Origin of the sequence: Nocardia neocaledoniensis (assembly GCF_003182135.1) — a bacterium.
GTDB lineage: Bacteria > Actinomycetota > Actinomycetes > Mycobacteriales > Mycobacteriaceae > Nocardia > Nocardia neocaledoniensis.
This window is the reverse complement of record NZ_QGTL01000002.1, coordinates 178,082-197,649: the sequence shown is the minus strand read 5'-3', so window position 1 is coordinate 197,649 and position 19,568 is coordinate 178,082. Positions and strand designations below refer to the sequence as shown.

The 19,568-nt window shown below is 69.5% G+C and carries 18 protein-coding genes; 13 read left to right on the top strand and 5 right to left on the bottom strand.

Going from position 1 to position 19,568, the window contains the following annotated elements; all coding sequences use genetic code 11:
* Positions 1-36: 36 nt before the first annotated feature.
* The 3 genes from DFR69_RS05225 to DFR69_RS05215 all read left to right on the top strand — a co-directional run bounded on the left by DFR69_RS05225 (position 37) and on the right by DFR69_RS05215 (position 4,778).
* Positions 37-1,770 (top strand): L-aspartate oxidase, encoded by a 1,734-nt coding sequence (locus DFR69_RS05225; protein WP_110036298.1) that lies wholly within the window; start codon positions 37-39, stop codon positions 1,768-1,770.
* Positions 1,767-2,858: a sigma-70 family RNA polymerase sigma factor gene (locus DFR69_RS05220; protein WP_244198101.1), complete on the top strand. Its 1,092-nt coding sequence runs from the start codon at positions 1,767-1,769 to the stop codon at positions 2,856-2,858. Before DFR69_RS05225 ends, DFR69_RS05220 begins: the two co-directional genes overlap by 4 nt.
* A gap of 1,203 nt (positions 2,859-4,061) precedes the next feature.
* On the top strand, positions 4,062-4,778 hold the full coding sequence (locus DFR69_RS05215; protein WP_110036296.1) for a histidine phosphatase family protein: 717 nt from the start codon (positions 4,062-4,064) through the stop codon (positions 4,776-4,778).
* Between the two features lie 116 nt (positions 4,779-4,894).
* Here the strand turns inward: DFR69_RS05215 and DFR69_RS05210 are convergent, their stop codons facing one another.
* Positions 4,895-5,869 (bottom strand): GlxA family transcriptional regulator, encoded by a 975-nt coding sequence (locus DFR69_RS05210; protein ID WP_110036295.1) that lies wholly within the window; start codon positions 5,867-5,869, stop codon positions 4,895-4,897.
* A gap of 395 nt (positions 5,870-6,264) precedes the next feature.
* On the opposite strand from DFR69_RS05210, the gene DFR69_RS05205 reads away from it, so the two are divergent.
* Positions 6,265-6,942 (top strand): class I SAM-dependent methyltransferase, encoded by a 678-nt coding sequence (locus DFR69_RS05205; protein WP_244198100.1) that lies wholly within the window; start codon positions 6,265-6,267, stop codon positions 6,940-6,942.
* Between the two features lie 22 nt (positions 6,943-6,964).
* On the opposite strand, the gene DFR69_RS05200 is transcribed toward DFR69_RS05205, so the two are convergent.
* Complete coding sequence (locus tag DFR69_RS05200; protein WP_110036294.1) at positions 6,965-7,699, bottom strand: SDR family NAD(P)-dependent oxidoreductase; 735 nt, start codon at positions 7,697-7,699, stop codon at positions 6,965-6,967.
* 187 nt (positions 7,700-7,886) lie between these two features.
* Here DFR69_RS05200 and DFR69_RS05195 point away from each other — a divergent pair, with 187 nt between their 5' ends.
* The 3 genes from DFR69_RS05195 to DFR69_RS05185 all read left to right on the top strand — a co-directional run bounded on the left by DFR69_RS05195 (position 7,887) and on the right by DFR69_RS05185 (position 10,962).
* Entirely contained in the window at positions 7,887-9,431 is a 1,545-nt protein-coding gene (locus DFR69_RS05195; protein WP_244198154.1) for an MFS transporter, read from the top strand.
* 58 nt (positions 9,432-9,489) lie between these two features.
* Positions 9,490-10,509 (top strand): fatty acid desaturase family protein, encoded by a 1,020-nt coding sequence (locus tag DFR69_RS05190; protein WP_167456157.1) that lies wholly within the window; start codon positions 9,490-9,492, stop codon positions 10,507-10,509.
* 69 nt (positions 10,510-10,578) lie between these two features.
* A complete protein-coding gene (locus DFR69_RS05185) occupies positions 10,579-10,962 on the top strand; it encodes a DUF1304 domain-containing protein (RefSeq protein WP_110036292.1) in 384 nt (127 codons plus the stop codon).
* On the opposite strand, the gene DFR69_RS05180 is transcribed toward DFR69_RS05185, so the two are convergent.
* Positions 10,963-12,309 (bottom strand): permease prefix domain 1-containing protein, encoded by a 1,347-nt coding sequence (locus DFR69_RS05180; protein ID WP_110036825.1) that lies wholly within the window; start codon positions 12,307-12,309, stop codon positions 10,963-10,965.
* Positions 12,309-12,671 (bottom strand): PadR family transcriptional regulator, encoded by a 363-nt coding sequence (locus DFR69_RS05175; protein ID WP_110036291.1) that lies wholly within the window; start codon positions 12,669-12,671, stop codon positions 12,309-12,311. Before DFR69_RS05175 ends, DFR69_RS05180 begins: the two co-directional genes overlap by 1 nt.
* A 142-nt stretch (positions 12,672-12,813) precedes the next feature.
* On the opposite strand from DFR69_RS05175, the gene DFR69_RS05170 reads away from it, so the two are divergent.
* The 4 genes from DFR69_RS05170 (at position 12,814) to DFR69_RS05160 (ending at position 15,266) form a co-directional block, all read left to right on the top strand.
* Positions 12,814-13,284: a hypothetical protein gene (locus DFR69_RS05170; protein WP_146229195.1), complete on the top strand. Its 471-nt coding sequence runs from the start codon at positions 12,814-12,816 to the stop codon at positions 13,282-13,284.
* Positions 13,285-13,509: 225 nt separating this feature from the next.
* Positions 13,510-14,232 (top strand): LppP/LprE family lipoprotein, encoded by a 723-nt coding sequence (locus DFR69_RS05165; RefSeq protein ID WP_146229194.1) that lies wholly within the window; start codon positions 13,510-13,512, stop codon positions 14,230-14,232.
* Positions 14,233-14,256: 24 nt separating this feature from the next.
* Positions 14,257-14,400: a hypothetical protein gene (locus tag DFR69_RS34330; protein WP_167456156.1), complete on the top strand. Its 144-nt coding sequence runs from the start codon at positions 14,257-14,259 to the stop codon at positions 14,398-14,400.
* Positions 14,397-15,266, top strand: coding sequence for a hypothetical protein (locus DFR69_RS05160; RefSeq protein ID WP_110036288.1), 870 nt, complete (start codon positions 14,397-14,399; stop codon positions 15,264-15,266). Before DFR69_RS34330 ends, DFR69_RS05160 begins: the two co-directional genes overlap by 4 nt.
* A 9-nt stretch (positions 15,267-15,275) precedes the next feature.
* Here the strand turns inward: DFR69_RS05160 and DFR69_RS05155 are convergent, their stop codons facing one another.
* A complete protein-coding gene (locus DFR69_RS05155) occupies positions 15,276-16,385 on the bottom strand; it encodes a metallophosphoesterase (protein ID WP_373867066.1) in 1,110 nt (369 codons plus the stop codon).
* A 225-nt stretch (positions 16,386-16,610) separates the two neighbouring features.
* Between DFR69_RS05155 and DFR69_RS05150 the strand changes: the two genes are divergently transcribed.
* Both DFR69_RS05150 and DFR69_RS05145 read left to right on the top strand, forming a co-directional pair.
* Positions 16,611-18,242 (top strand): serine/threonine-protein kinase, encoded by a 1,632-nt coding sequence (locus tag DFR69_RS05150; protein WP_110036286.1) that lies wholly within the window; start codon positions 16,611-16,613, stop codon positions 18,240-18,242.
* A 169-nt stretch (positions 18,243-18,411) separates the two neighbouring features.
* Positions 18,412-19,551, top strand: coding sequence for an alpha/beta hydrolase (locus DFR69_RS05145; RefSeq protein ID WP_110036285.1), 1,140 nt, complete (start codon positions 18,412-18,414; stop codon positions 19,549-19,551).
* The last annotated feature ends 17 nt before the right edge of the window (positions 19,552-19,568 follow it).

Sequence of the window (19,568 nt, the reverse complement as noted above, 5' to 3'; positions counted from 1 at the left end):
GCCCGCGCGAACTGCCCCTTCGAAGGGAACGAAGCGATGCTCACATCCGACGAACGTCAGATCGCGACGTCGGTGCTCGTCGTCGGTACCGGCGGATCCGGCCTCCGTGCGGCGATCGAACTGGCCGAGCGAGGCGTCGACGTCCTGGTGGTGGGAAAGCGGCCGAAGGCGGACGCGCACACCACCCTCGCCGCCGGCGGCATCAACGCCGCACTGTCGACCATGGACGTCGAGGACAGCTGGCAGCAGCACGCGGCGGACACGATCACCGAAAGCTATCTGCTGGCGCGGCCGGATACCGCCCAAGTGGTCGCCGAGAACGCCGCGCGCGGAATCGAGGATCTCGAGCGTTGGGGGATGCCGTTCGCTCGCGAATCCGATGGCAGGATCTCGCTGCGATTCTTCGGCGCGCACACCTACCGGCGCACCGCGTTCGCTGGTGACTACACCGGCCTCGAGATCCAGCGGACCCTGGTGAACCGGGCCGCGCAGCTCGGCATCCAGATCGTCGATACCTGCTATGTGACCCGAATCCTGGTGCGTGACAACGTGGTTTTCGGCGCGTACGGCTTCGATCTCGACAGTGGCGAGCGCTACGTGTTCCGCGCCGACGCCGTGATCCTGGCCGCCGGTGGACATACCCGCATCTGGCGCCGCACCTCGTCCCGGCGTGATGAGAACACCGGTGATCCGTTCCGGCTCGCCGTACTCGCCGGTGGCCGCATCCGTGACCCGGAGCTGGTGCAGTTCCACCCGTCCGGGCTCATCGAACCAGAGAACGCGGCTGGAACACTGGTATCGGAAGCCGCACGGGGAGAAGGTGGCATTCTTCGCAACGCGGCGGGCGAGCGGTTCATGCGACGCTACGACGCGGAACGCATGGAGCTCTCGACTCGCGACCGGGTCGCGCTGGCCGCCTATACCGAGATCAAAGAGGGTCGAGGAACTCCGAATGGGGCGGTCTGGCTCGATGTTTCGCACCTGCCTCGCGAAACGATCATGCGGCGACTGCCGCGCGTTTACCAGACGATGTTGGAGCTGCAAATGCTCGACATCACTCGCGACCCGATCGAAATCGCGCCGACGGCACACTATTCCATGGGCGGGGTATGGGTTCGCTCCGAAGATCACGGCACCGGCGTCGAGGGCCTCTATGCGATCGGCGAAGCATCGAGCGGTCTGCACGGTGCCAACCGGCTCGGCGGCAACTCACTGATCGAATTGCTCGTCTACGGCCGGATCGTCGGTGAAGCGGCAGCGCGGTACTCGGCCGAGCTGGAATCGCAGCGTCGCTCGCCGGGTGCGCTCGTCGAGGCCAGGTCCGAGATCGATGAGCTGCTGGCGATCGACGGGCAGGAGAACGTACGGGCCCTGCAACGCGCCGTGCGTGACACCATGACCGAGCACGCGGGCGTGGTGCGCGACGAGACCGGGATTCGGGCAGGCCTGGCCGAACTCGACGAGGTCGAGGGCCGCATGACGAAGATCGGCGTGCACCCCGACGCCGCCGGGTTTCAGGATCTGGCGCACGCCTTCGATCTGAAGTCCTCGGTGCTCGCCGCACGTGCCACCTTGGAAGCCGCGCTGGAGCGCCGCGAAACTCGTGGCTGCCACAATCGGTCCGACTACCCCGATCTGGATCCGGCGCTGCGGGTGAACCTCGTGTGGTCCGGTCCCGGCAAGCTGGAACGCGAGGAGATTCCGGCGATTCCCGACGATATCGCCCGGCTCATGCGAGATGTGTCGACGGAAGGCAAATTGGTCGAATGACGTCGTCCGGGCGCTGCGAGACCGGTGTTCGCTGGTCGCTCAGCGTGGTTGCCATGTGCGCCGCACGCTCGCGGCCGGCGCGCGTAATGTCGTGGCAGATGGCGTCCGAGTCGAGGCGGGAATATGAACCATTCGATCGCCGGCAGCGGCGGAACGACCGCGCGATGAGTGGACCCGCGGGTACCGACCTGGACAAAGCAGTCCACGATTTCTCCGCGCAGAAGGGACGGCTGTTCGGCATCGCCTACCGCATGCTCGGCACCGTCGCCGACGCCGAGGACATCGTCCAGGACGTCTGGGTGAAGTGGCAGTCCTACGCCGGCCGCGATTCCGTGCGTGATGTGGAGGCGTTTCTCGTCACCATGACCACCCGGCAGGCGATCAATGCCACGCAGACGGCGCGGGTCCGCCGGGAAACCTATATCGGCCCGTGGCTGCCCGAGCCGGTGGACACCAGTGCTGATCCCTCGCTCGGCGCGGAGCGTGCCGCCGCGTTGGAGACCGCCGTGCTGGTCGTCCTGGAGAAGATGACGCCGACCGAGCGGGCAGCGTTCGTCCTGCGGGAAGCCTTCGACTACCCCTACAGCCGGATCGCCGAAGTGCTCGAAATAAAGGAACCGGCCACTCGGAAGCTGGTGAGCCGGGCACGCCAGGCCATCGAGTCCGACCGGCGCGTATCGGTCGACACCGCGCATCAGCGGCGTCTGCTCGCGGCCTTCCTGAATGCCGCGCGCGCCGGTGAATTCGATGAACTCGAGGCGCTTTTCGCCACCGAGGTCGCCAGCTACTCCGACGGCGGTGGCGCGGTGCGCAATGCTTCGCGCATTCCGGTGTTCGGACGCACGCGCGTGGCGAAGTACGTGGCCGCGTTCGCCTCACACTTCTGGACGGGGGTCGCCATCGACTGGGTCGACGCCAACGGTCGCGCGTCGGTGGTGATCAGCCGCGACGGAGCCCCCATCGCTTGGCTCGGGGTCGGCGCGGCCGATGACGAGACGATCGACCGTCTCTACTGGGTGTTCAACCCCGCGAAGCTCGGTCATATCGCCCATGCCGTCGCCGTACCGAGGGAGTCCGCCGGGCCGTGAAGACTCGAGCGGGGCCGGATACCGCGCCCAGCGGACGATGCGCCAGAACTTCTTGCGAAGCCGCCAGCCGTGGGCGGCGGAACCATCGGGGTCCAAGGCCGACAGGTGACGGATGAGATCCGAGCGCTCGAGGGCGGAGATCTGCGGGTGCACGAGGGCGCAGGCGACGGCGTCGTGGGCGCAGTAGGGGCGTCCGGTGTCGTAGGCGTGCCGAGCCGCGTCGAGTACCTCGGCGGGGGGATAGTGCGCCATGGACGACAGGCACAGGCGGGCGAGTTTCGTGAGGGGGCTGGGGAACAGGCCGTGCGCGACGGTGTCGCCCGGCAGGCCGTCGGCGAGTGCGCGCAGACCGATGAGCAACCGTGGATCGTCCGGGGCGGGAATGTCGGCGGTCGGCGGAAAATCACTGGCCAAGTAGGACAGAACGGCCCACGCCTCGTCGGTGGAGTCGAATACCGCGTGCACCGCGGCGAGCAGGTCGGGCCGCGGCAGGCGCGCCACACACAGCAGTCGCGCTTCGGGGAGGTCGGCCAGAACAAGGCTCAGCCGTTGCGGATCGGCAACCGACATGTTCTCCAGTGCGGCGAGAGCGAAAGTGGCCGCGGTGAATTCGACGCTGCGAGGATCCAATGTGGAGAACACGGTGCGGATGACGGAATCGTGCAGCCACTCCATCGGAAGCGGGCCGAAGATCGCGACCAGCCGGATGACGGCTTCGTCGAGGGGAAGTCGGCCCGCCGGCTCACTCGGGAGTCGGCCGAGGGCGTCACGCACAGCGGCGGTGAGCCGGGATCGTGAAGCGTCAGGCAGTATTTCGGGGATCATGTACCGGTACCCGTGGGCATGCGGCGAGTGGAGATGACGGCTGACGCCCAGCACGTCGGCGACCAGCTGTTCATGGTCGATGTGGCCATCGCTCAGCAGCTGTCGCCATATCAGGTATGAGGCGAAACGCCGCCGTTCGATGGAATACGGCGGGCGGGGATCCCGGCGAAAGAGTTCGGCGCCGAATTCTGGTTGGCCGGTCATGACCATGGAGGATAAGCGAGCGCCTCCCGAGAGCGCGCTGCTCGATGTCCGGCCGTTCCACTCGGGTAGCAGGAGATGGAAGGCGTCCCGATCACTGGGAGAGCGGCGGGGGGAGTCGGTGGGGCGGCCTTAGTGTCCCGGATCACACGAATTGGCACTAAGGAGTTTCCCCCGATGCGTCTCATGAAGTCTCGCCTGTCCGCGATCGCCGGTGCGGTCGTCTCGGTGGCCGCGCTCGTCGCGGCCGGTAGCGGAGGTGCGGTCGCCGAGCCGCAGACCGGTGAAATGTTCCTCACCTTCGTCCGGCACGCTCAGTCGGCGGGCAATGCCTCCGGGCTGATCGACACATCGGTCCCGGGGCCCAGCCTGACCGACCTCGGTCGTCAGCAGGCCGCGTCGGTCGCGGAGTTCCTGGGCGACTGCAAGTTCGACGGTGTGTACGCCTCGACGATGGTCCGGACCCAGCAGACCGCGGAGCCGACCTCGGCGCGGTGCGGGGAGTCCACCATCGTGGAGGAGGGCTTCCACGAGATCGAGGCGGGCGACTACGAGGGCACCCCGGAAGCGGACGCGACCAAGGGCTATCTCGCCGCGCCGATCCAGTGGCTGCGGGGCAACCTCGACGCCCGGATCCCCGGTTCGCTGAACGGCCACGAGTTCAAGAAGCGCGTCGACGACTCCATCCAGGATGTCCAGGACCGCGGCGACAAGCGCGCGGTGATCTTCTCCCACGGCGGCACGATCATGATCTGGGCGCTCATGTCGGTCGAGAACCCGGATATGAGCAAGCTGCAGTCCGATCCGCTGCACAACACCGGCCGTGTGGTCGTGAAGGGCAGCCCCGCGAAGGGCTGGAAGCTCGTCTCCTGGGACGGCCACGCCGTCTCCTGAGGCCTGGTAGGCGTCATTCGCCGGGCATCGGTGCTCTGTTTCTCGACACCGGTGCCCGGCGAAGTCTGTGGCGCAAGGGTTTCGGAGCCGGTGGATTGCCGGCAAGCCGAGGCCGATCACGGTCGGCGGGCTGGTTCAGCGCCTGCGGTGAAGCGGGTTCGGTAGCGGTGGGGGGAGATTCCGAGTTCCTGGGTGAAGGCGGCGCGGAAGGTGACGGGGGAGCCGAAGCCGACTTCGGTGGCGATGTGGTCGATCTGGTGGTCGGTCGTTTCGAGGAGTTCCCTTGCTGCGGCGAGGCGTTCGGTGGTGACCCAGCGCATGGGGGTGGTGCCGACGTCGCGGGCGAACTGGCGCGCCAGGGTGCGGGGAGACGTGTGGGCGGCGGTGGCCAGGTCGGCGAGGGTGACGGGGTGGGGGAGGCGCTCGCGCAGCCAGGCGCGCAGGTCGTCGAGCCAGGAGGCGGCGTCGGTGAGGGGATCGGCGTGCACGTATTGGGCCTGGTCGCCGTCGCGGTGGGCGGCGATGACGAGGTTGCGGGCGATGGTGTTGGCGGCGCGTTCGCCGTGGTCGCGGCGGATGAGATGCAGGCATAAGTCGAGGCCCGCGGCGGAACCGGCGCTGGTGAAGATGTCGTCGTCCTCGATGTAGATCGCGCGGGAATCCACCTCGATCTCCGGGTACATCCGCGCGAGCAGCGGTGCGTGGCGCCAGTGGGTGGTGGCGCGGCGGCCGTCGAGCAGGCCCGCCTCGGCGAGGGCGAACGCGCCGGTGCAGAGGGCGGCGACGCGGGCGCCACGGGCGGCGGCGCGACGCAGTTCTCGCAGCAGCGGGGCGCCGACCGGGCGTCCCGGTGGGACAGCGGGCACCAGGATCGTGTCGGCGGCGGCGAGCGCGCGCAGCGACTTCTGGGGGTGCAGGCGGGCGCCGGTGTGGGTGCGGACGCCGCGCAGGTCACCGCACAGCGTCACGTCGTAGAGCGGGGGCGCGCCCGGATCCCAGTCGTAGCCGAGCGCTTCGAGCGGCATGCCGATCTCGAACAGAGTCATCCCGTCGACCAGCGGAACCGCGATGGTCGGTCGATGCTGAGCCATGGCAAGATCCAATCGGTTTCTGTCGATCCTGCCACTCCCGCTGACAGTCGTCCACTGCGATCGTGGAGTCATGCCAGTCATCACAGAAACCCCGCGCCCCGGATTCGCCGACTCGCTCCGCGCCACCGTCCGCCACATCGCCGGCGGCATCGACGCGTTCGCCCGCGTCCGCCACGGCACCCCCGTCCCGCCCGACCACCCCGCCCGCGAACGGCACCAGGCCGACACTGCCATGCGGAGTAGCGGCACGCCGAGAACTGCGTCCGCGCGAATTTCCTGCCGCCGACTCTCAGCCCGTTGAGCGCGCCACCAGGTGCCGATCGGCCTCCGGTCGGCGACCGGTCGGCGTGATCCGGCGACTGGCCGCGCTCCCTGGCCGCGACCAGAATGGTCGGGTGCCCGAACTCCTCGATGACACCACCCTCGAACGCTCCGCCGTGGTGGCGAACAACGCGATGAACCGGGAGCGCGGGCTCGCCGGCGTCAACAGCTACGCCCGTGAACTCGGCTTCGATCCGTACGAGCGGCTGACCGAACGATTGCGGCACGATCCGACGGCCACGGTCACCTGGATCGATGTGTGCTGTGGCTCGGGCCGGGCACTGCTCGAGGCCGAAACACGTGTAGCCCAGGAGTTTCCGGACGCGGACGTCACGCTGATCGGCATCGATCTTGTCGACTACTTCGCCGCCGGGCCACGCACACCGCGCCTGCGTCTGATCGCGGCCTCCGCCACGACGTGGACCCCCGAGCGCCCGGCCGATCTGGTGACCTGCGTGCACGGACTGCACTACCTCGGCGACAAGCTCGCCATGATCGGCGTCATGGCGGAGTGGACCGCGCCGAGCGGGTTCCTCGCCGCCGATTTCGACCTCGACGAGGTCCGCGGTATCGAGCACACCACCGTCCTCGACGAACTGCGTGCCTGCGGTCTGACCTATGACCGGCGCGCCCATCGGCTCCACGGAGCGGGTCCGCGGACACCACGCTTCTCGGCGACCTACCTCGGTGCCGACGACACCGAGGGACCCGGCTATACCGGGCAACCCTCGGTCCGCTCGTACTACCGCTGAACCCGGCGCAACCTCCGCCAGGTCACCAGGCGACGGTGCCGTTGGCGTCGAAGAACGAACCCGACGGCGCGTCGGCGGGCAGGGTCGCGGCCCGCACGACCACCGCGGCGGCCTCGGTGGCGGTGAGCGGCGCCTGGTCGCGGTTGATGGGGGTGAGGTCGGTCTGGACGAAGCCGGGGCACACCGAGGTTACCTTGGTCGTGGTGTCGGCGAGCTTCTTGGACAGGGCGATCGTCACGGCGTTGAGCGCCGCCTTGGAGCTCTGGTACGCGGGCAGCACCATGCCGTAGTACGGGGACTCCGGATTCAGCTGTTCGGCGAGCGAACCCATCGTGGTCGACACGTTGACGATGCGGCCCGCGGCGCTCGTGCCCAGCATCGGCAGCAGCGCCTCGATCATGGCTACCGCGCCGAACACGTTGGTGTCGAAGGATTCCCGGAACAGCGGCAGCGAGGCGAACTCGTGCTCCTCGGCGTCGGTGGCCTCCGGCAGGATGCCCGCGTTGTTGACCAGGATGTCGAGGGTGCCGAAGTTCTGGCGTACCCACTCGGCCGCGCGGGCGACGCTGTCGGCGTCGGTGACGTCCAGCTCGATCCCGTGCGCCTCGTACCCCCGCGCGGTCAGCGTCGCCGCGGCGTCCTTCGCGTCGGCCTCGCGGCGCGAGGTGAGCAGGACGCGGGTGCCCGCGGCGGCCAGCGCCTCGGCGGTCGCGAAGCCGAGTCCACGGTTGCTTCCGGTGATCACTGCGGTCGACATGTTCTGTGCCCCTTCACTGTTCGGACGCCGAACCCTCGGCGTCGGGAGCGATGTCTGCCGCTCCTCACCCGGTAGACGTCGCCGCCGGCGAATTCGTGAGATGTCGTCGAGAGAAACTTCTGACGACGGGCTCCGGTTCGGCCGACGGCGCGGACGCCGCGGCAAGTAGCCTGTGGCGGTGAGACCGATGGACACGGCGCCGGGGGCGCCCGCACGGCCAGGAGTCGCCCTGGCGGCGGTTGTCGCCGTGGTTTTCGTGACCTTTCTCGACACCACCGTGGTCAGCGTCGCGCTCGGCGCGATCCGGCGCGAGATGAGTGCGGATGTCACGCTGCTGCAGTGGGTGGTCAACTCCTACACCGTGGTTTTCGCCGGATTGATGCTGGCGGGTGGCTCGCTCGGCGACCGCTGGGGTCGCAAGAAGGTGATGATCGTCGGGCTGGTGATCTTCTGCGCGGGCTCGGTGGTCTCGGCGCTGGCGAGCAGTGTCGCGTTGATCATCGCCGGTCGCGCGATCATGGGTCTCGGGGCCGCGGCCTCGGAACCGGGCACCCTGTCGGTGCTGCGGCACATCTTCCCCGGTGAGCGGTCCAGGGCGAAAGCCGTCGGAGTCTGGGCGGCGGTCTCGGGGCTGGCGCTGGCGGCGGGCCCGGTGCTCGGCGGCGTGCTGGTCGACACCTGGGGCTGGCGCTCGATCTTCTGGCTCAACCTGGTGATCGGCGCGGTGGCGCTGGTCGTCGCACTCTGGGCGGTGCCGGAGAGCGCCGACCCGCGCCACGAGCCGGTCGACTGGGCCGGAGCGCTGTTGGGGGCGTTGGCCTTCGGTTCGCTGATCTACGCCGCGACGGTCGGTCAGGACGAGGGCTACACCTCGCCCACCGTGCTCGGGCTGTTCGCGGTCGGCGGGCTAGCGCTGGTGGCGTTCGTGTTCGTGGAGAAGCGCGCACGGGCGCCGATGCTCGAATTCGCCTATCTGCGGCTGCGCGTGGTGCGTGGGGCGCTGGTGGTGTCGTTCGCCGTGTACTTCGGCATCTTCTCGATCTTCTTCTTCACCGCGATGTATCTGCAAGTGATGCAGTCTTATTCGGCGGCGCGCACGGCGGCGGTCTTCACGCCGATGGCCGTCACCATCGTGCTCGGCTCGTTGGTGGCCGGGTACTGGGTGGCGCGGCGCGGGGCGCGGATACCGATGATCCTCGGCTGTGTCGTCGGCGCGATCGGCATTCTGCTCACCCGCCAGGCGCTGTCGGGCACCCTGCACGATCCGTGGCTGGCGGCCGCGATGGCCGTCGCCGGCGTCGGGTTCGGTATCGCGGTGGTGCCGTTGACCTCGGCCGTGATGTCGGGTGTCCCCGCCGAGCATTCGGGGATGGCGGCCGCGGTGACCAATACGATGCGCCAGGTCGGGGCGGCCTTCGGCGTCGCGGTGCTCGGCGCCGTGGTGAGCTCGTTCCTCACCGGGGACCTGAAGGCCAGGATGACCGAGCTGGGTCTGCCCGCCTCCCTGCAGCCCGACGCCATCCAGGCGGTGGAGCGGGGCCGCATCCCGGAGGGGGTCGACATCGGCCCGTACCTGCAGTACCTGTCGAAAGTGAACGAGGTGCTCGCCACCGGCAAGGTCGCCTTCCATCACGGTCTCGACGTGGCCCTGGTGGTGTCGGCGATGATGATTCTGGCCGCCGCCGCGTTCACGGCCCTGGACAGCGAACGACCACGCGCGAAGGCGGGATAGCCACCGGAGGACGGACCGAGTTCACCTCGTGGTGGTCTCCGTACGCCATGCTGGACGCGTGACTGTGTCTGATGTCGCCCCGGTGCGCGGCAGTGAGTATTCGATTCTGTTGCGCCGGATCAGGGCGGCGGGTCTGCTGGATCGGCGAGTGCCGTACTACGCGTGGAAGAGCGCGCTCACCGCGGCGGCGTTCGTCGCCGGGTGGGCGGCGTTCGCGGTGCTCGGTGATTCGTGGTGGCAGCTCGTGGTCGCGGCGTTTCTCGCGGTGGTGTTCGCGCAGTGCGCCTTCCTCGGCCACGACGCCGGGCACAAGCAGATCTTCGCGTCGCGGCGGGCCAACTACCTCTACGGCCTGATCGCGGGCAATCTGGCCATCGGGCTCAGCATCGGTTGGTGGACCAGCAATCACAACCGCCACCACGCGCACCCCAACACCGAGGGCGCCGACCCCGACGCCATGGGCGTGCTGGCCTTCTCCGGGGACCGCGCCGCGGCGGGCCGGGGCTGGCGCCGCTTCGTCTTCCGGTACCAGGCCTGGCTGTTCTTTCCGATGCTCCTGCTCGAGGGCGGCAGCCTGCACCGCTCCAGCGTGCGCGCGGTGTTGCGCTGGCCCATCCCCAACCGGGTCCTGGAAGGCACGCTGCTCGCCGCGCACGCCGTGCTGATCCTCGGTGCCCCGGTCCTCGTTCTCTCGCCGGGAAAAGCGTTGGCGTTCATCGCCGTTCAGCAGGGGCTGTTCGGCTTCTACATGGGCTGCACCTTCGCGCCGAACCACAAGGGCATGGAGGTGCTGCCGGCGGGCGACAACACCGACTTCCTGCGCAGGCAGGTGCTCACCTCCCGCAATGTCCGCGGCGGCCTGCTCGTCGACACCGCCCTCGGCGGCCTCAACTACCAGATCGAACACCACCTGTTCCCGTCCATGCCGCGCGCCAACCTGGGCAAGGCGCAGCCGATCGTCGCGGAGTTCTGCCGCGAGATCGGTGTGCCCTACTGCGAGACGGGCCTGTTCGAGTCCTACGCCCAGGCGCTCGCCCACCTCGACGAGGTGGGCCGCCACGCCGCCGCACCGCGCTGATCACCGGCCCGCGCCAGGTGATAATCGCCGGGATGCCCGGTGCCGGCCGGGCCGGTGGAAGGTGGAGCGATGACGGTTGTCGGGCTGATCTTCGTCGGGGTGGCCGTGCTGCTGCACGGCTACATCTTCGTCATGGAATCGCTGCGCTGGACCCAGCCGCGCACGCGGGCGACGTTCGGGATCTCCGCCGCGGAGGCCGAGGCGACCCGGGAGATGGCGTTCAACCAGGGTTTCTACAACCTCTTCCTGGCGATCGTCGCCGCGGTGGGCATGGGCTTCACGGTGTTCGGTGACGCCGGGGTCGGTCTCGCGCTCGTGCTGGCCGGGGCGGGCTCGATGGTGGCGGCGGGCGTGGTGCTGCTCGCCTCATCGCCCGCCAAGGCCCGCCCCGCGCTCATCCAGCTCGTTCCGCCGCTGATCGGCTGTGCCGCACTGGTTCTCGCGTACCTCTGATCAGGCGAACGAGAACAGCGGCGGGATGGCGATGACCACGGCGGCGGCCCAGCTGCCGTAGACCGGGACGTAGCGGGTCTGCCAGCGTTCGAGGTCGGCGAACCGGTGCGTGCCGCGCAGGAATCCGAGCGTCAGGCGCATCGACCAGACGAGATTGACCAGCAGCACCACGTTCATGCCGAGGGCGACGACCTTGTTCGGCGTCGAACCGAATTCGGCGATGCGGGTGAGCATGGCGGCCAGCATCACCACGTCGACGGCCAGTGCGCTCACCACCAGGACCAGCTGGACCCGGTCGAAGAAGCCGGGCGGGGCCAGCGGGTCGCGGGCCGAGATCGTGTAGAGCAGCAAGCCCAGGACCAGCACCAGGATCAGGTCCATGAGGATCAGCAGTTCCCGGTCGACGTCGAGCACGCTGCGGGTGGTCGCGAAGGCCACCAGCAGCGCCAGCAGCATGAGGATCGTCAACGGGGTGAACACCCTGGTCAGGACCGGGGCGATGTTCTCGACCACATTCTGCTTCGCCTCGACCAGCCACGCCGCGACGACGACCGCGCCCGCCGTGCCGAACGGCAACAGCCAGTCCTCGAGCACCGGCTCGATATCGATGTCGATGGCGCCGAACGCGCCGGCCGTCAACCCGATCAGCACCCCGCCACCCAGGGCGAGCAGGGTGAGGTAGACGAACCATTCGCCGGTGAACCGGATGAAATCCATCCGCCGGCGATCCGAACGCCAGTCACCGCCCACGTAGGCGAGACCCACGGCGAACCACAGCGCGATCGGCGCGTGGATCGCGGCGATCACCTCGGTGGCGCTGTCGCGCTCGAAGGGATAGAGATTGAGCACCAAGGCGGCGAGCGCGAACGGAACGATCAGCGCCGCCGCGACTTTCGCGCTCACCTGCCGCTTCCACGCGAAGTACGCGGCCAGGAACGGCAGGATCAGCAGACTCACGTTCAGGCCGATCGCGGACTCCGACAGCAGCGCGAAGCCCGCCTTCACCGCCAGACCCGCACCGACGGCCAGCGCGAGCACGACGGCCAGTTCGCGATTGCCTTGCCGCTCAGCCTCTTCGGATTCGGTGGGCACGAGAACGAGCTGCTTCCAGAGGCGTTCGGAATGCTCGCGGGCGAACTCGCGGGAGATGGCGTCGAGGCTGCCCATCCGCTTGACGGCCACCAGGAAGGCCTCGTCGTCGGTGAGGCCGCCGCGCTGGAGGGTCGAGACCTGTTCGCGCAGATGGTCTTCCATCTCGTCGACGTCGGCGACCGAGATCGCCCGGTGTCGCTGGACGTAGCCGCGCCACTGATCGATGTGGGCCTGCAGTTCCGGTTCGGTGTCCATCACGCCCATCCCTTCGCCACGGTCGGCGGCAGCACCGTGCTGCGCCACACCTGATCCAGCGCCTCGGCGACCACGGCCCATTGCGCGCGGCGCTCGGCGAGGGCCGCGCGGCCGGAGTCGGTGATCAGATAGTGCTTACGCCGCCTGCCGCTCTCGGACGTGCGCCAGGCCGAGGTGACGTGGCCGAGCCGCTCGAGCCGGTGCAGCAGGGGATAGAGCATGCCGTCGGTCCACTGCATCCGTCCGCGCGAGAGTGCGTTGACCTGCTCGAGAATCGCGTACCCGTACGACTCGCCCTCGGCGAGGATGCCGAGCACCAGCGGCGTCGCCGAGGCCGCTACGAGATCTTTGTCTATCCGCATCGGACTCCTATACCTAGAACCTCTAGGTCATAACCTAGCAGATCTAGGTATGGAGACGGACGATGCTTGTGTTCAGTAACGACCCGGGGGTGCTGGATCGATACGGGAGGTGGGTATTTCACCACCAGTGGAAGGAACGGGAATGGCTCTACTGACGAGGTCGAAGATCGCCGGGATGGCGGCCGCGCTGGCCGCGGCGGCGGGGACGATGGTCGCGGGAGCGGGCGCCGCGAACGCTCTGCCCAGCAGCCTGGTGGGCATCAACTGCATGGGGATCAGCCCCAATATCGTCGACGTGCCGTACAGCAACCAGGTGATCGTCTCCTACATCCGCGACGTGTCGGGGCTGCCGACCTTCACCGTGCACTCGGGGGCCAGCATCTGGGGCTACCAGACCCACCCCACGCTCACCTGGACGAACCTGGCGACCGGGGCTTCGGGTTCGCTGACCGGGCACACCAACATCTCCTCGATGTTCGGCACCGGCGGCACCGTGTACTTCGCCGATGTGCCCACGGGCACCGGCCCGGTGCGCCTCGATCTGTCGATCGTGAACACCGGCCTGGTTCCGGTCCCGCCGGTCAACTGCTCGGGGACCACCGACATCCTCTGAGCGAGCGTGCCGTTGTCCGGCCGAGGTCGCCCGTGCCGCGGGCGGCCTCGGCCGTTCGCGTTGTATTGCCAAGGGGTGCAACAGTTCTCGCTGTCACGTGGACGAGGGTGATGGTTTCTCACCCTAGGGTGCGGATCGTCGAAAACGGCCTAACAGGGCTTCGAGGAGTCCCGATGGAGTCAGCAGAACGCGCGATCGGCGCGGCGACACGGAATCGAGGACGTCATGAAGAACGCAGTACGGATGAGCGCGCTGATCGTCGTGGCCGCGGCGGCGGTCGCGGGTTGCGCCGGTGACGGTGGTTCGACGGGTTCGGCTCCGACCTCGGCGAAAACCACTGTCATGGAGGGGACTCCGGCGCCGAGCGGTGCGTCGCAGCCGACCGGGGGACAGGACTCGTCCGGTGGCCAGGGTTCGACCGGCGGGCAGGGCTCGACGGGAGGAGGTTCGACGGGCGGCCAGGGTTCCTCGGGCGGGCAGAACGGTGGCGCGACGCCGGACACGACGCAGGTGTCCCAGCCCCCGGCCGGTGACGACATCAGCGGGCCGGGCAAATGCATCGACATCACCTCGACCGGCGTGCGCAACGCGCTGGCCCGGCTGGGTGACGGCTGGCACGCCCAGCGCGGCTCCAACGACATTCCCGGTCAGTGCGCCGACCTGCTCTGGGTGCAGGCGGTCGGTGGCAACTCCGCGGGCGCGCCGATCCATGTGCTGTTCTTCCACGACGGACAGTGGTTGGGTACCGCCACCTCCGAGCCGTACGCGTTCACCTCGGTGGTCGGTTACACCACGAATGTCGTCACCGTGGAATACAAGTGGCTCGCGGGCGACGAGCCCTTCGCCACGCCGCAGGGCGGCCCGGTCGCCATCCACTACACCTGGAACGGCTCGAATGTCGTGATGAGCGGCCCACTTCCGAGCGAAGTGACCCAGCCGCACCGCTAGGCGACCGGTGGCAGGATGGGCGCCATGCGCTTCACCCTGCCTGCCGTCGTGGCGCTGACGGCGGCCCTGCTGACCGGTTGCTCGCTCTACGCGGAGGGGCCCGATCAGGACGAGCGGGACAGGTGGTCGCGGGTGATCGAGTCGGCCATCGAGGACTTCCCGGGGTGACCGACGCGGCGCACACGTTCCGGTACCACCCCTACGGCCCGAACTCGTACTACACCTCCCGCCTCGAGGTGCGGCTCGAGGACGGCGCCACGCCTGCCGAGTCGGCGGCTGTCGTGCGGGTGATGGGCGATCGGCAACTGCCGCCGCACTATCGAGGTGACTCGACCACGGTCGAGATCCGCCGGTCGGCCGACTCCTACTCCGGAGGCTGGCTGTTCGGGCGGGACGTGGAACGGGAATCGAGCGCCGCGGCCACGTGGACCCGGGTCTCCGCGGCCGAGGTCGGTGCGCAGATCCACTGGGTCGCCCACGGCACCGGGGCCATCGGTGACGCGGCTGTCAGTGTGCGCGCGGGGTCGGAGACCGAACCCCAGCGGGCCACCGCGGCGATGCGCCGGATCATCCAGGCCTTCCCGGAGCTGGCGACCAATGATTGGACGGTCTCGCCCCCGCACGGGGAGGGGATGCTCGAGCAGTACTCGAGGCTCGCGCCCAGCGTGACCGACACCGACCGCCACGCCCGCTTCCCGACCGACGACGAACTCGCCCTGTGGGAGTGGTTCCTGACCGATCAACCCATCTCGGCGATCGTCGAAGTGGCGGTGTCCGACCCGCCCGGCACGGCGGGCCACGCCTTCGGTGTCACGGTGTTCCCGCCCGTCGGCGAGAAATTCGACGCCGCGCAGGCGACCCGGCTCGCCGACCGGCACCTCCGGTACCTGGCCGAGCGCGGCGGCGTGGTCGACTACCGGATCGTCACGCGCGCGGGCCTCGGGTTCGCCGTCCTCGTCGGTGGTTGCCCGGAAAGGCGGGAGTCGGTCGCCCCGGAGTCGGAGCCGTTCACGCGGCAGTACGAACGCTGCTGAGGCCGAGCGTCAGGCCGGGCGCAGGATCAGCACGGTGATCTCGCTCGGCGCGAACACGCGCAGCGGCGGGCCCCAGAAGCCGGTGCCGCGGCTGGTGTAGAGCTGGGTGTCGTTCGCGTGCCTGCTCAGACCGGCGACGACCGGCTGATCCAGGCGCACGAGATAGTGGAACGGCCAGATCTGGCCGCCGTGGGTGTGTCCCGAGATCTGCAGGGCCACCCCGGCCGCCGCGCTGTCGACGATCTGCTTGGGCTGATGCGCCAGCAGGACGACCGGCAGCGCCGGGTCGGCGCCGGCGAGCGCGGCGGGCAGATCGGGACCGTGGCCGGGGAGTCCGGTGCCGGTCGGGTCGTCGATGCCCGCGATCACCAGCCGGTCGTTGTCGCGCTCGACGACGCGGTGTTCGTTGCGCAGCGGCTGCCAGCCGAGTCCGCGCATGTGGTCGATCCAGCCCGGCGCGTCACCGAAGTACTCGTGGTTGCCGGTGATGTAGAAGCGGCCGAGCGGGGCTTGCACGCCGGCGAGCGGGTCGACCTGGGCGCGCCGCTTCGCCACCGATCCGTCGGCGAGATCACCGGCGTGGCAGGCGATATCGGGCCGCTGGGCATTGACCACCTCGACGATCCGCTCCGACCAGCGCCGGCGGTCCAGTGCCGCGAAGTGGGTGTCGGTGACCACGACGACGCGCAGGCCGTCGAGACCGGGGGCCAGGCCGCGCAGGGCGACGTCGACGGTGCGGACCCGGGGCACCCGCCGCGCCTCGTACCCACCCCACGCGATCAACGCGACCGAGACGATCAATACCCCGACAGCCACGGCCCTGGCTGCGACGACGCCGTCCAGGCCCGCGACGGCCAGCGCCCCGCGCGCGAACAGGCCGAGCACCGACCACGAGAACAGCACCCACAGCGCGCCGAGCGAGATGTCACCGACGATCACCGCAGGGTCGGACTGGGCGGGTCCGTGCCCGAAGTACATCGCCGCGGGCAGGCACAGGTAGACGAGCAGGCACACGGCGGAGCCGATCCAGAACAGCGCGCCCGTCCCGCCCGACGGCGCGGCGACCAGGGTCCACCAGGGCAGCGCGACCAGGATCGCCGGAATGAGCAGGATCAAGATCAGACGTACAGCGAATCTCACGGGGTCCCGTTCTGCGCAGTGGGCCGCCCGCCGAGGTCGCGGCCAGGAATAGAGCATCCAGCCTAGCGCCGCGCGGGCGAGCGGCCACGAGACTCCCGTCACCGCGGTGAGCGGGCGAACCGGCACAGGGGAATCCGGGTCGCGACAGGGCCGCGCGACGGCGGATAGCCTGAGGGCACTCACGGGGAGTGCGAAGGAGTGACGATGGAGTTCGAGCCAGGGGCGATCCTTGCGGGATACCGCATCGAACGCAGGCTCGGCGGTGGGGGAATGGGCGCGGTGTACCTCGCGGCGCATCCGCGGCTGCCGCGCCGGGACGCGGTGAAGGTGCTCGACGCGCGGCTCGCGGTGGAACCGACGTTCCGGGCCCGCTTCGAGCGGGAGGCCGATCTGGCCGCCCGGCTGCGGCATCCCAATGTCGTGCAGATCTTCGACCGTGGCGTCGACGGCGACCGGTTGTGGATCGCGATGCAGTTCATCGACGGTGTCGACGCCGCCCACCTGTTGCGGCAGGGGTTGTCGGTGCTCACGCCGGCGCGCGCGGTGCGTATCGTCGCCGAAGCGGCCAAGGGACTGGACTACGCGCACCGGCAGGGCCTGCTGCACCGCGACATCAAACCGGCCAACCTGCTGATCGCACGCGCCGACGACGGCGCCGACGAGGTGCTGGTCACCGACTTCGGGATCGCCCGCAGCATGGGCGAGACCACCAGCCTCACCTCGGCGGGCTCGGTGCTCGGCACCCTCGCCTACGCGGCGCCCGAACAGCTCGAAGGCGCGCCGCTGGACGAGCGCACCGATGTCTACGCCCTGGGCGGCACCCTCTACGAGCTGCTCACCGGGTTCGTCCCGTTCCAGCGGGAGACGCCGGGCGCGATGATCAGCGCGCACCTGCTCGAACCGCCGCCGCGGCCCTCGGCGGGCAACCCCGCCCTGCCGGTCGCGCTGGACGCCGTGATCGCGCGCGCCATGGCCAAGAACCCCGACGATCGGTACGCCAGCTGCGGTGAACTGGCCGACGCGGCCGTCGCGGCGCTGTCGGGCCGGACCGTCAGCGGGGACACCGCGGTACTGTCTCGTCCCGCTTCGGCAGGCGCGCCGCGCTCGTCGCGGACCCGGAAGTTCCTGCTGCTCGCCGGCGCGGCCGCCGCGGTCGCGGGGGTCACCGCGGCCGGGGTGCTCGCCGCGGTCAAGGGTGGGACCGCGGGTGACGGCAGCCCCGCTCCGGCCACCCAGATCGGCGCGGTGCCCGGCAGCCCGACCGCCGCGACGGTCCTCGGACCCTGGTTCGAGGATGTCCGCGACGGCGACCTGGCGGAACTCACCCGTAAGTGCTGGACCCAACCACCCGCCGAGATCTCCACGATGTACGGTGATGCCGCCCGGATCGCCGACGCGCTGCGCAAGCCGGGGAAGACAGAAGTGGCCGGACCGTTCTGGGAGAGCGGCGCGATTCGGATCACCCTGCCGCCCAGCGAATTACGGTCCGTCTACGGCTGCCCTTTCGTCACCGAACCCGGGGGACGGATCCTCTCCGACGAACAGGCCCGCTACACCGCCGAGCGGTACCTCAGCCGGGTGGTCGGCGATCCGGTGAACCCGGCCGACGTGGAACCGGACTATCCGCTGGTGTGCCCGGGCTCCCAGCTCGGAACCGCGCTGTCGGGGATCCGCCGATTCGAGGACAAGGCGCTGGAAGTCAGCCGTGGATCGGTGGTGCGTGCGACCGTCAACGTGCCGGTGACCGCCGCGGACGGAGCCGCCCGCGAGGTCGCGCTGACCCTCGACGACGGCGTGAACGGATTCTGCGTCAGCGGGGTCGCGGCGGTGCGCTGACCAAGCGAATTGCCCCGCATCGGTTTTCGAGAGTGTCCCGGCCGGGCCGGGCACGCTATGCTGCCCGGCAGGACCCGCGCGTCGGCTGTGCCGCGTTCGGGTGGAGTGGGGAAGCGGCGGGCGCCGCACAACGGGAAAGGCCTGAACAGCGATCATGCGTGGCGTAACCATGGGAGGGGCGCTGCGGCGCCGACACGGCTCGCGCGGGCTCCGGCGCGGGGTGGCGGTGGCCGTGGCCGCGGCGGTCTTGCCGCTCGGCGCGTCGGTGGCGCCGGCGACGGCCGACGCCGACCCGTCCGCGATCGACTTCCCCGTCGAGTCGTCGATGGGCACCATCAACACCCGCATCGTGCGCGCGGCCGACGGCAACACCGACCGGGTGGTCTACCTGCTCGACGGTGAACGGGCCGAGAACGACCTCAACGGCTGGGAGAAGCACACCGACATCCCCGCCAAGATCGCGAAGTTCAACATCAACGTGGTGATGCCGGTCGGCGGGCAGTCCAGCTTCTACGCCGACTGGGACCAGCCGAGCAGCTTCAACGGCGTCAACCCGGACGGCTCGGCGCTGCCGAGCGCCGATTCCGGGTCGGCCATCGGTGGCTGGGAGGACACCCAGGGCAAGGTCAACACCTATCAGTGGGAAACCTTCATCACCGAGACCCTGCCCGATGCGCTGCAGTCCCGGCTCGGGTTCAGCGCGACCCGCAACGGCGTGGTGGGGTTGTCCAGCGGTGGCGGGGCGGCGCTGATGATGGCGGCCTACCACCCCGAGCAGTTCACCTACGCCGGTTCGCTGTCGGGCTATCTGCACATGACCATGCCGGGGATGCGCGAGGCGCTCGGCGCGGCGATGATCGCCAGCGGCGGCTACAACATCGAGGCGATGGCGCCCGCGGGGAGCGAGAAGTGGAAGCGGATGGACCCGTACGGGTTCGCCGAGAAGCTGATCGCCAACAACACCCGCCTCTACATCTCCGCCGGTAGTGCCAAGCCCGCCGACCAGGACCTGTCCTCGGTCGACGCGATCACCCAGGGCATGCCGCTCGAGGCGATCGCGCTGGCCAACACCCGCTCCTTCGAAAAGCGCCTCACCGCACTGGGTTACACCAACGTCAGCTACGACTTCCCCGACATCGGCATCCACAACTGGGGCACCTGGGAGCAGGTCGCCATCCGCCTGATGCCGGACATGGCCCGCAACATCGGCAAGCCGCTCCCCGCGGGCGCCACCCCGCCCGGCGGCGGTGAGCCCCCGGCGGGCGCGCCGGGTGAGCCGCCTGCCGGTGGGCAGCCGCCCGCGAAGTAGGACCGCCACCGAAGACC

Excerpts from the sequence above, each read along its gene's own strand:
- DFR69_RS05150 (WP_110036286.1), top strand. The coding sequence starts at position 16,611 with ATGGAGTTCGAGCCAGGGGCGATCCTTGCGGGATACCGCATCGAACGC.
- DFR69_RS05185 (WP_110036292.1), top strand. The coding sequence starts at position 10,579 with ATGACGGTTGTCGGGCTGATCTTCGTCGGGGTGGCCGTGCTGCTGCAC.
- DFR69_RS05180 (WP_110036825.1), bottom strand. The coding sequence starts at position 12,309 with ATGGACACCGAACCGGAACTGCAGGCCCACATCGATCAGTGGCGCGGC.
- DFR69_RS05145 (WP_110036285.1), top strand. The coding sequence starts at position 18,412 with ATGGGAGGGGCGCTGCGGCGCCGACACGGCTCGCGCGGGCTCCGGCGC.
- DFR69_RS05175 (WP_110036291.1), bottom strand. The coding sequence starts at position 12,671 with ATGCGGATAGACAAAGATCTCGTAGCGGCCTCGGCGACGCCGCTGGTG.
- DFR69_RS05165 (WP_146229194.1), top strand. The coding sequence starts at position 13,510 with ATGAAGAACGCAGTACGGATGAGCGCGCTGATCGTCGTGGCCGCGGCG.
- DFR69_RS05195 (WP_244198154.1), top strand. The coding sequence starts at position 7,887 with ATGGACACGGCGCCGGGGGCGCCCGCACGGCCAGGAGTCGCCCTGGCG.
- DFR69_RS05200 (WP_110036294.1), bottom strand. The coding sequence starts at position 7,699 with ATGTCGACCGCAGTGATCACCGGAAGCAACCGTGGACTCGGCTTCGCG.
- DFR69_RS05215 (WP_110036296.1), top strand. The coding sequence starts at position 4,062 with ATGCGTCTCATGAAGTCTCGCCTGTCCGCGATCGCCGGTGCGGTCGTC.
- DFR69_RS05220 (WP_244198101.1), top strand. The coding sequence starts at position 1,767 with ATGACGTCGTCCGGGCGCTGCGAGACCGGTGTTCGCTGGTCGCTCAGC.
- DFR69_RS05210 (WP_110036295.1), bottom strand. The coding sequence starts at position 5,869 with ATGGCTCAGCATCGACCGACCATCGCGGTTCCGCTGGTCGACGGGATG.
- DFR69_RS05170 (WP_146229195.1), top strand. The coding sequence starts at position 12,814 with ATGGCTCTACTGACGAGGTCGAAGATCGCCGGGATGGCGGCCGCGCTG.
- DFR69_RS05225 (WP_110036298.1), top strand. The coding sequence starts at position 37 with ATGCTCACATCCGACGAACGTCAGATCGCGACGTCGGTGCTCGTCGTC.
- DFR69_RS34330 (WP_167456156.1), top strand. The coding sequence starts at position 14,257 with ATGCGCTTCACCCTGCCTGCCGTCGTGGCGCTGACGGCGGCCCTGCTG.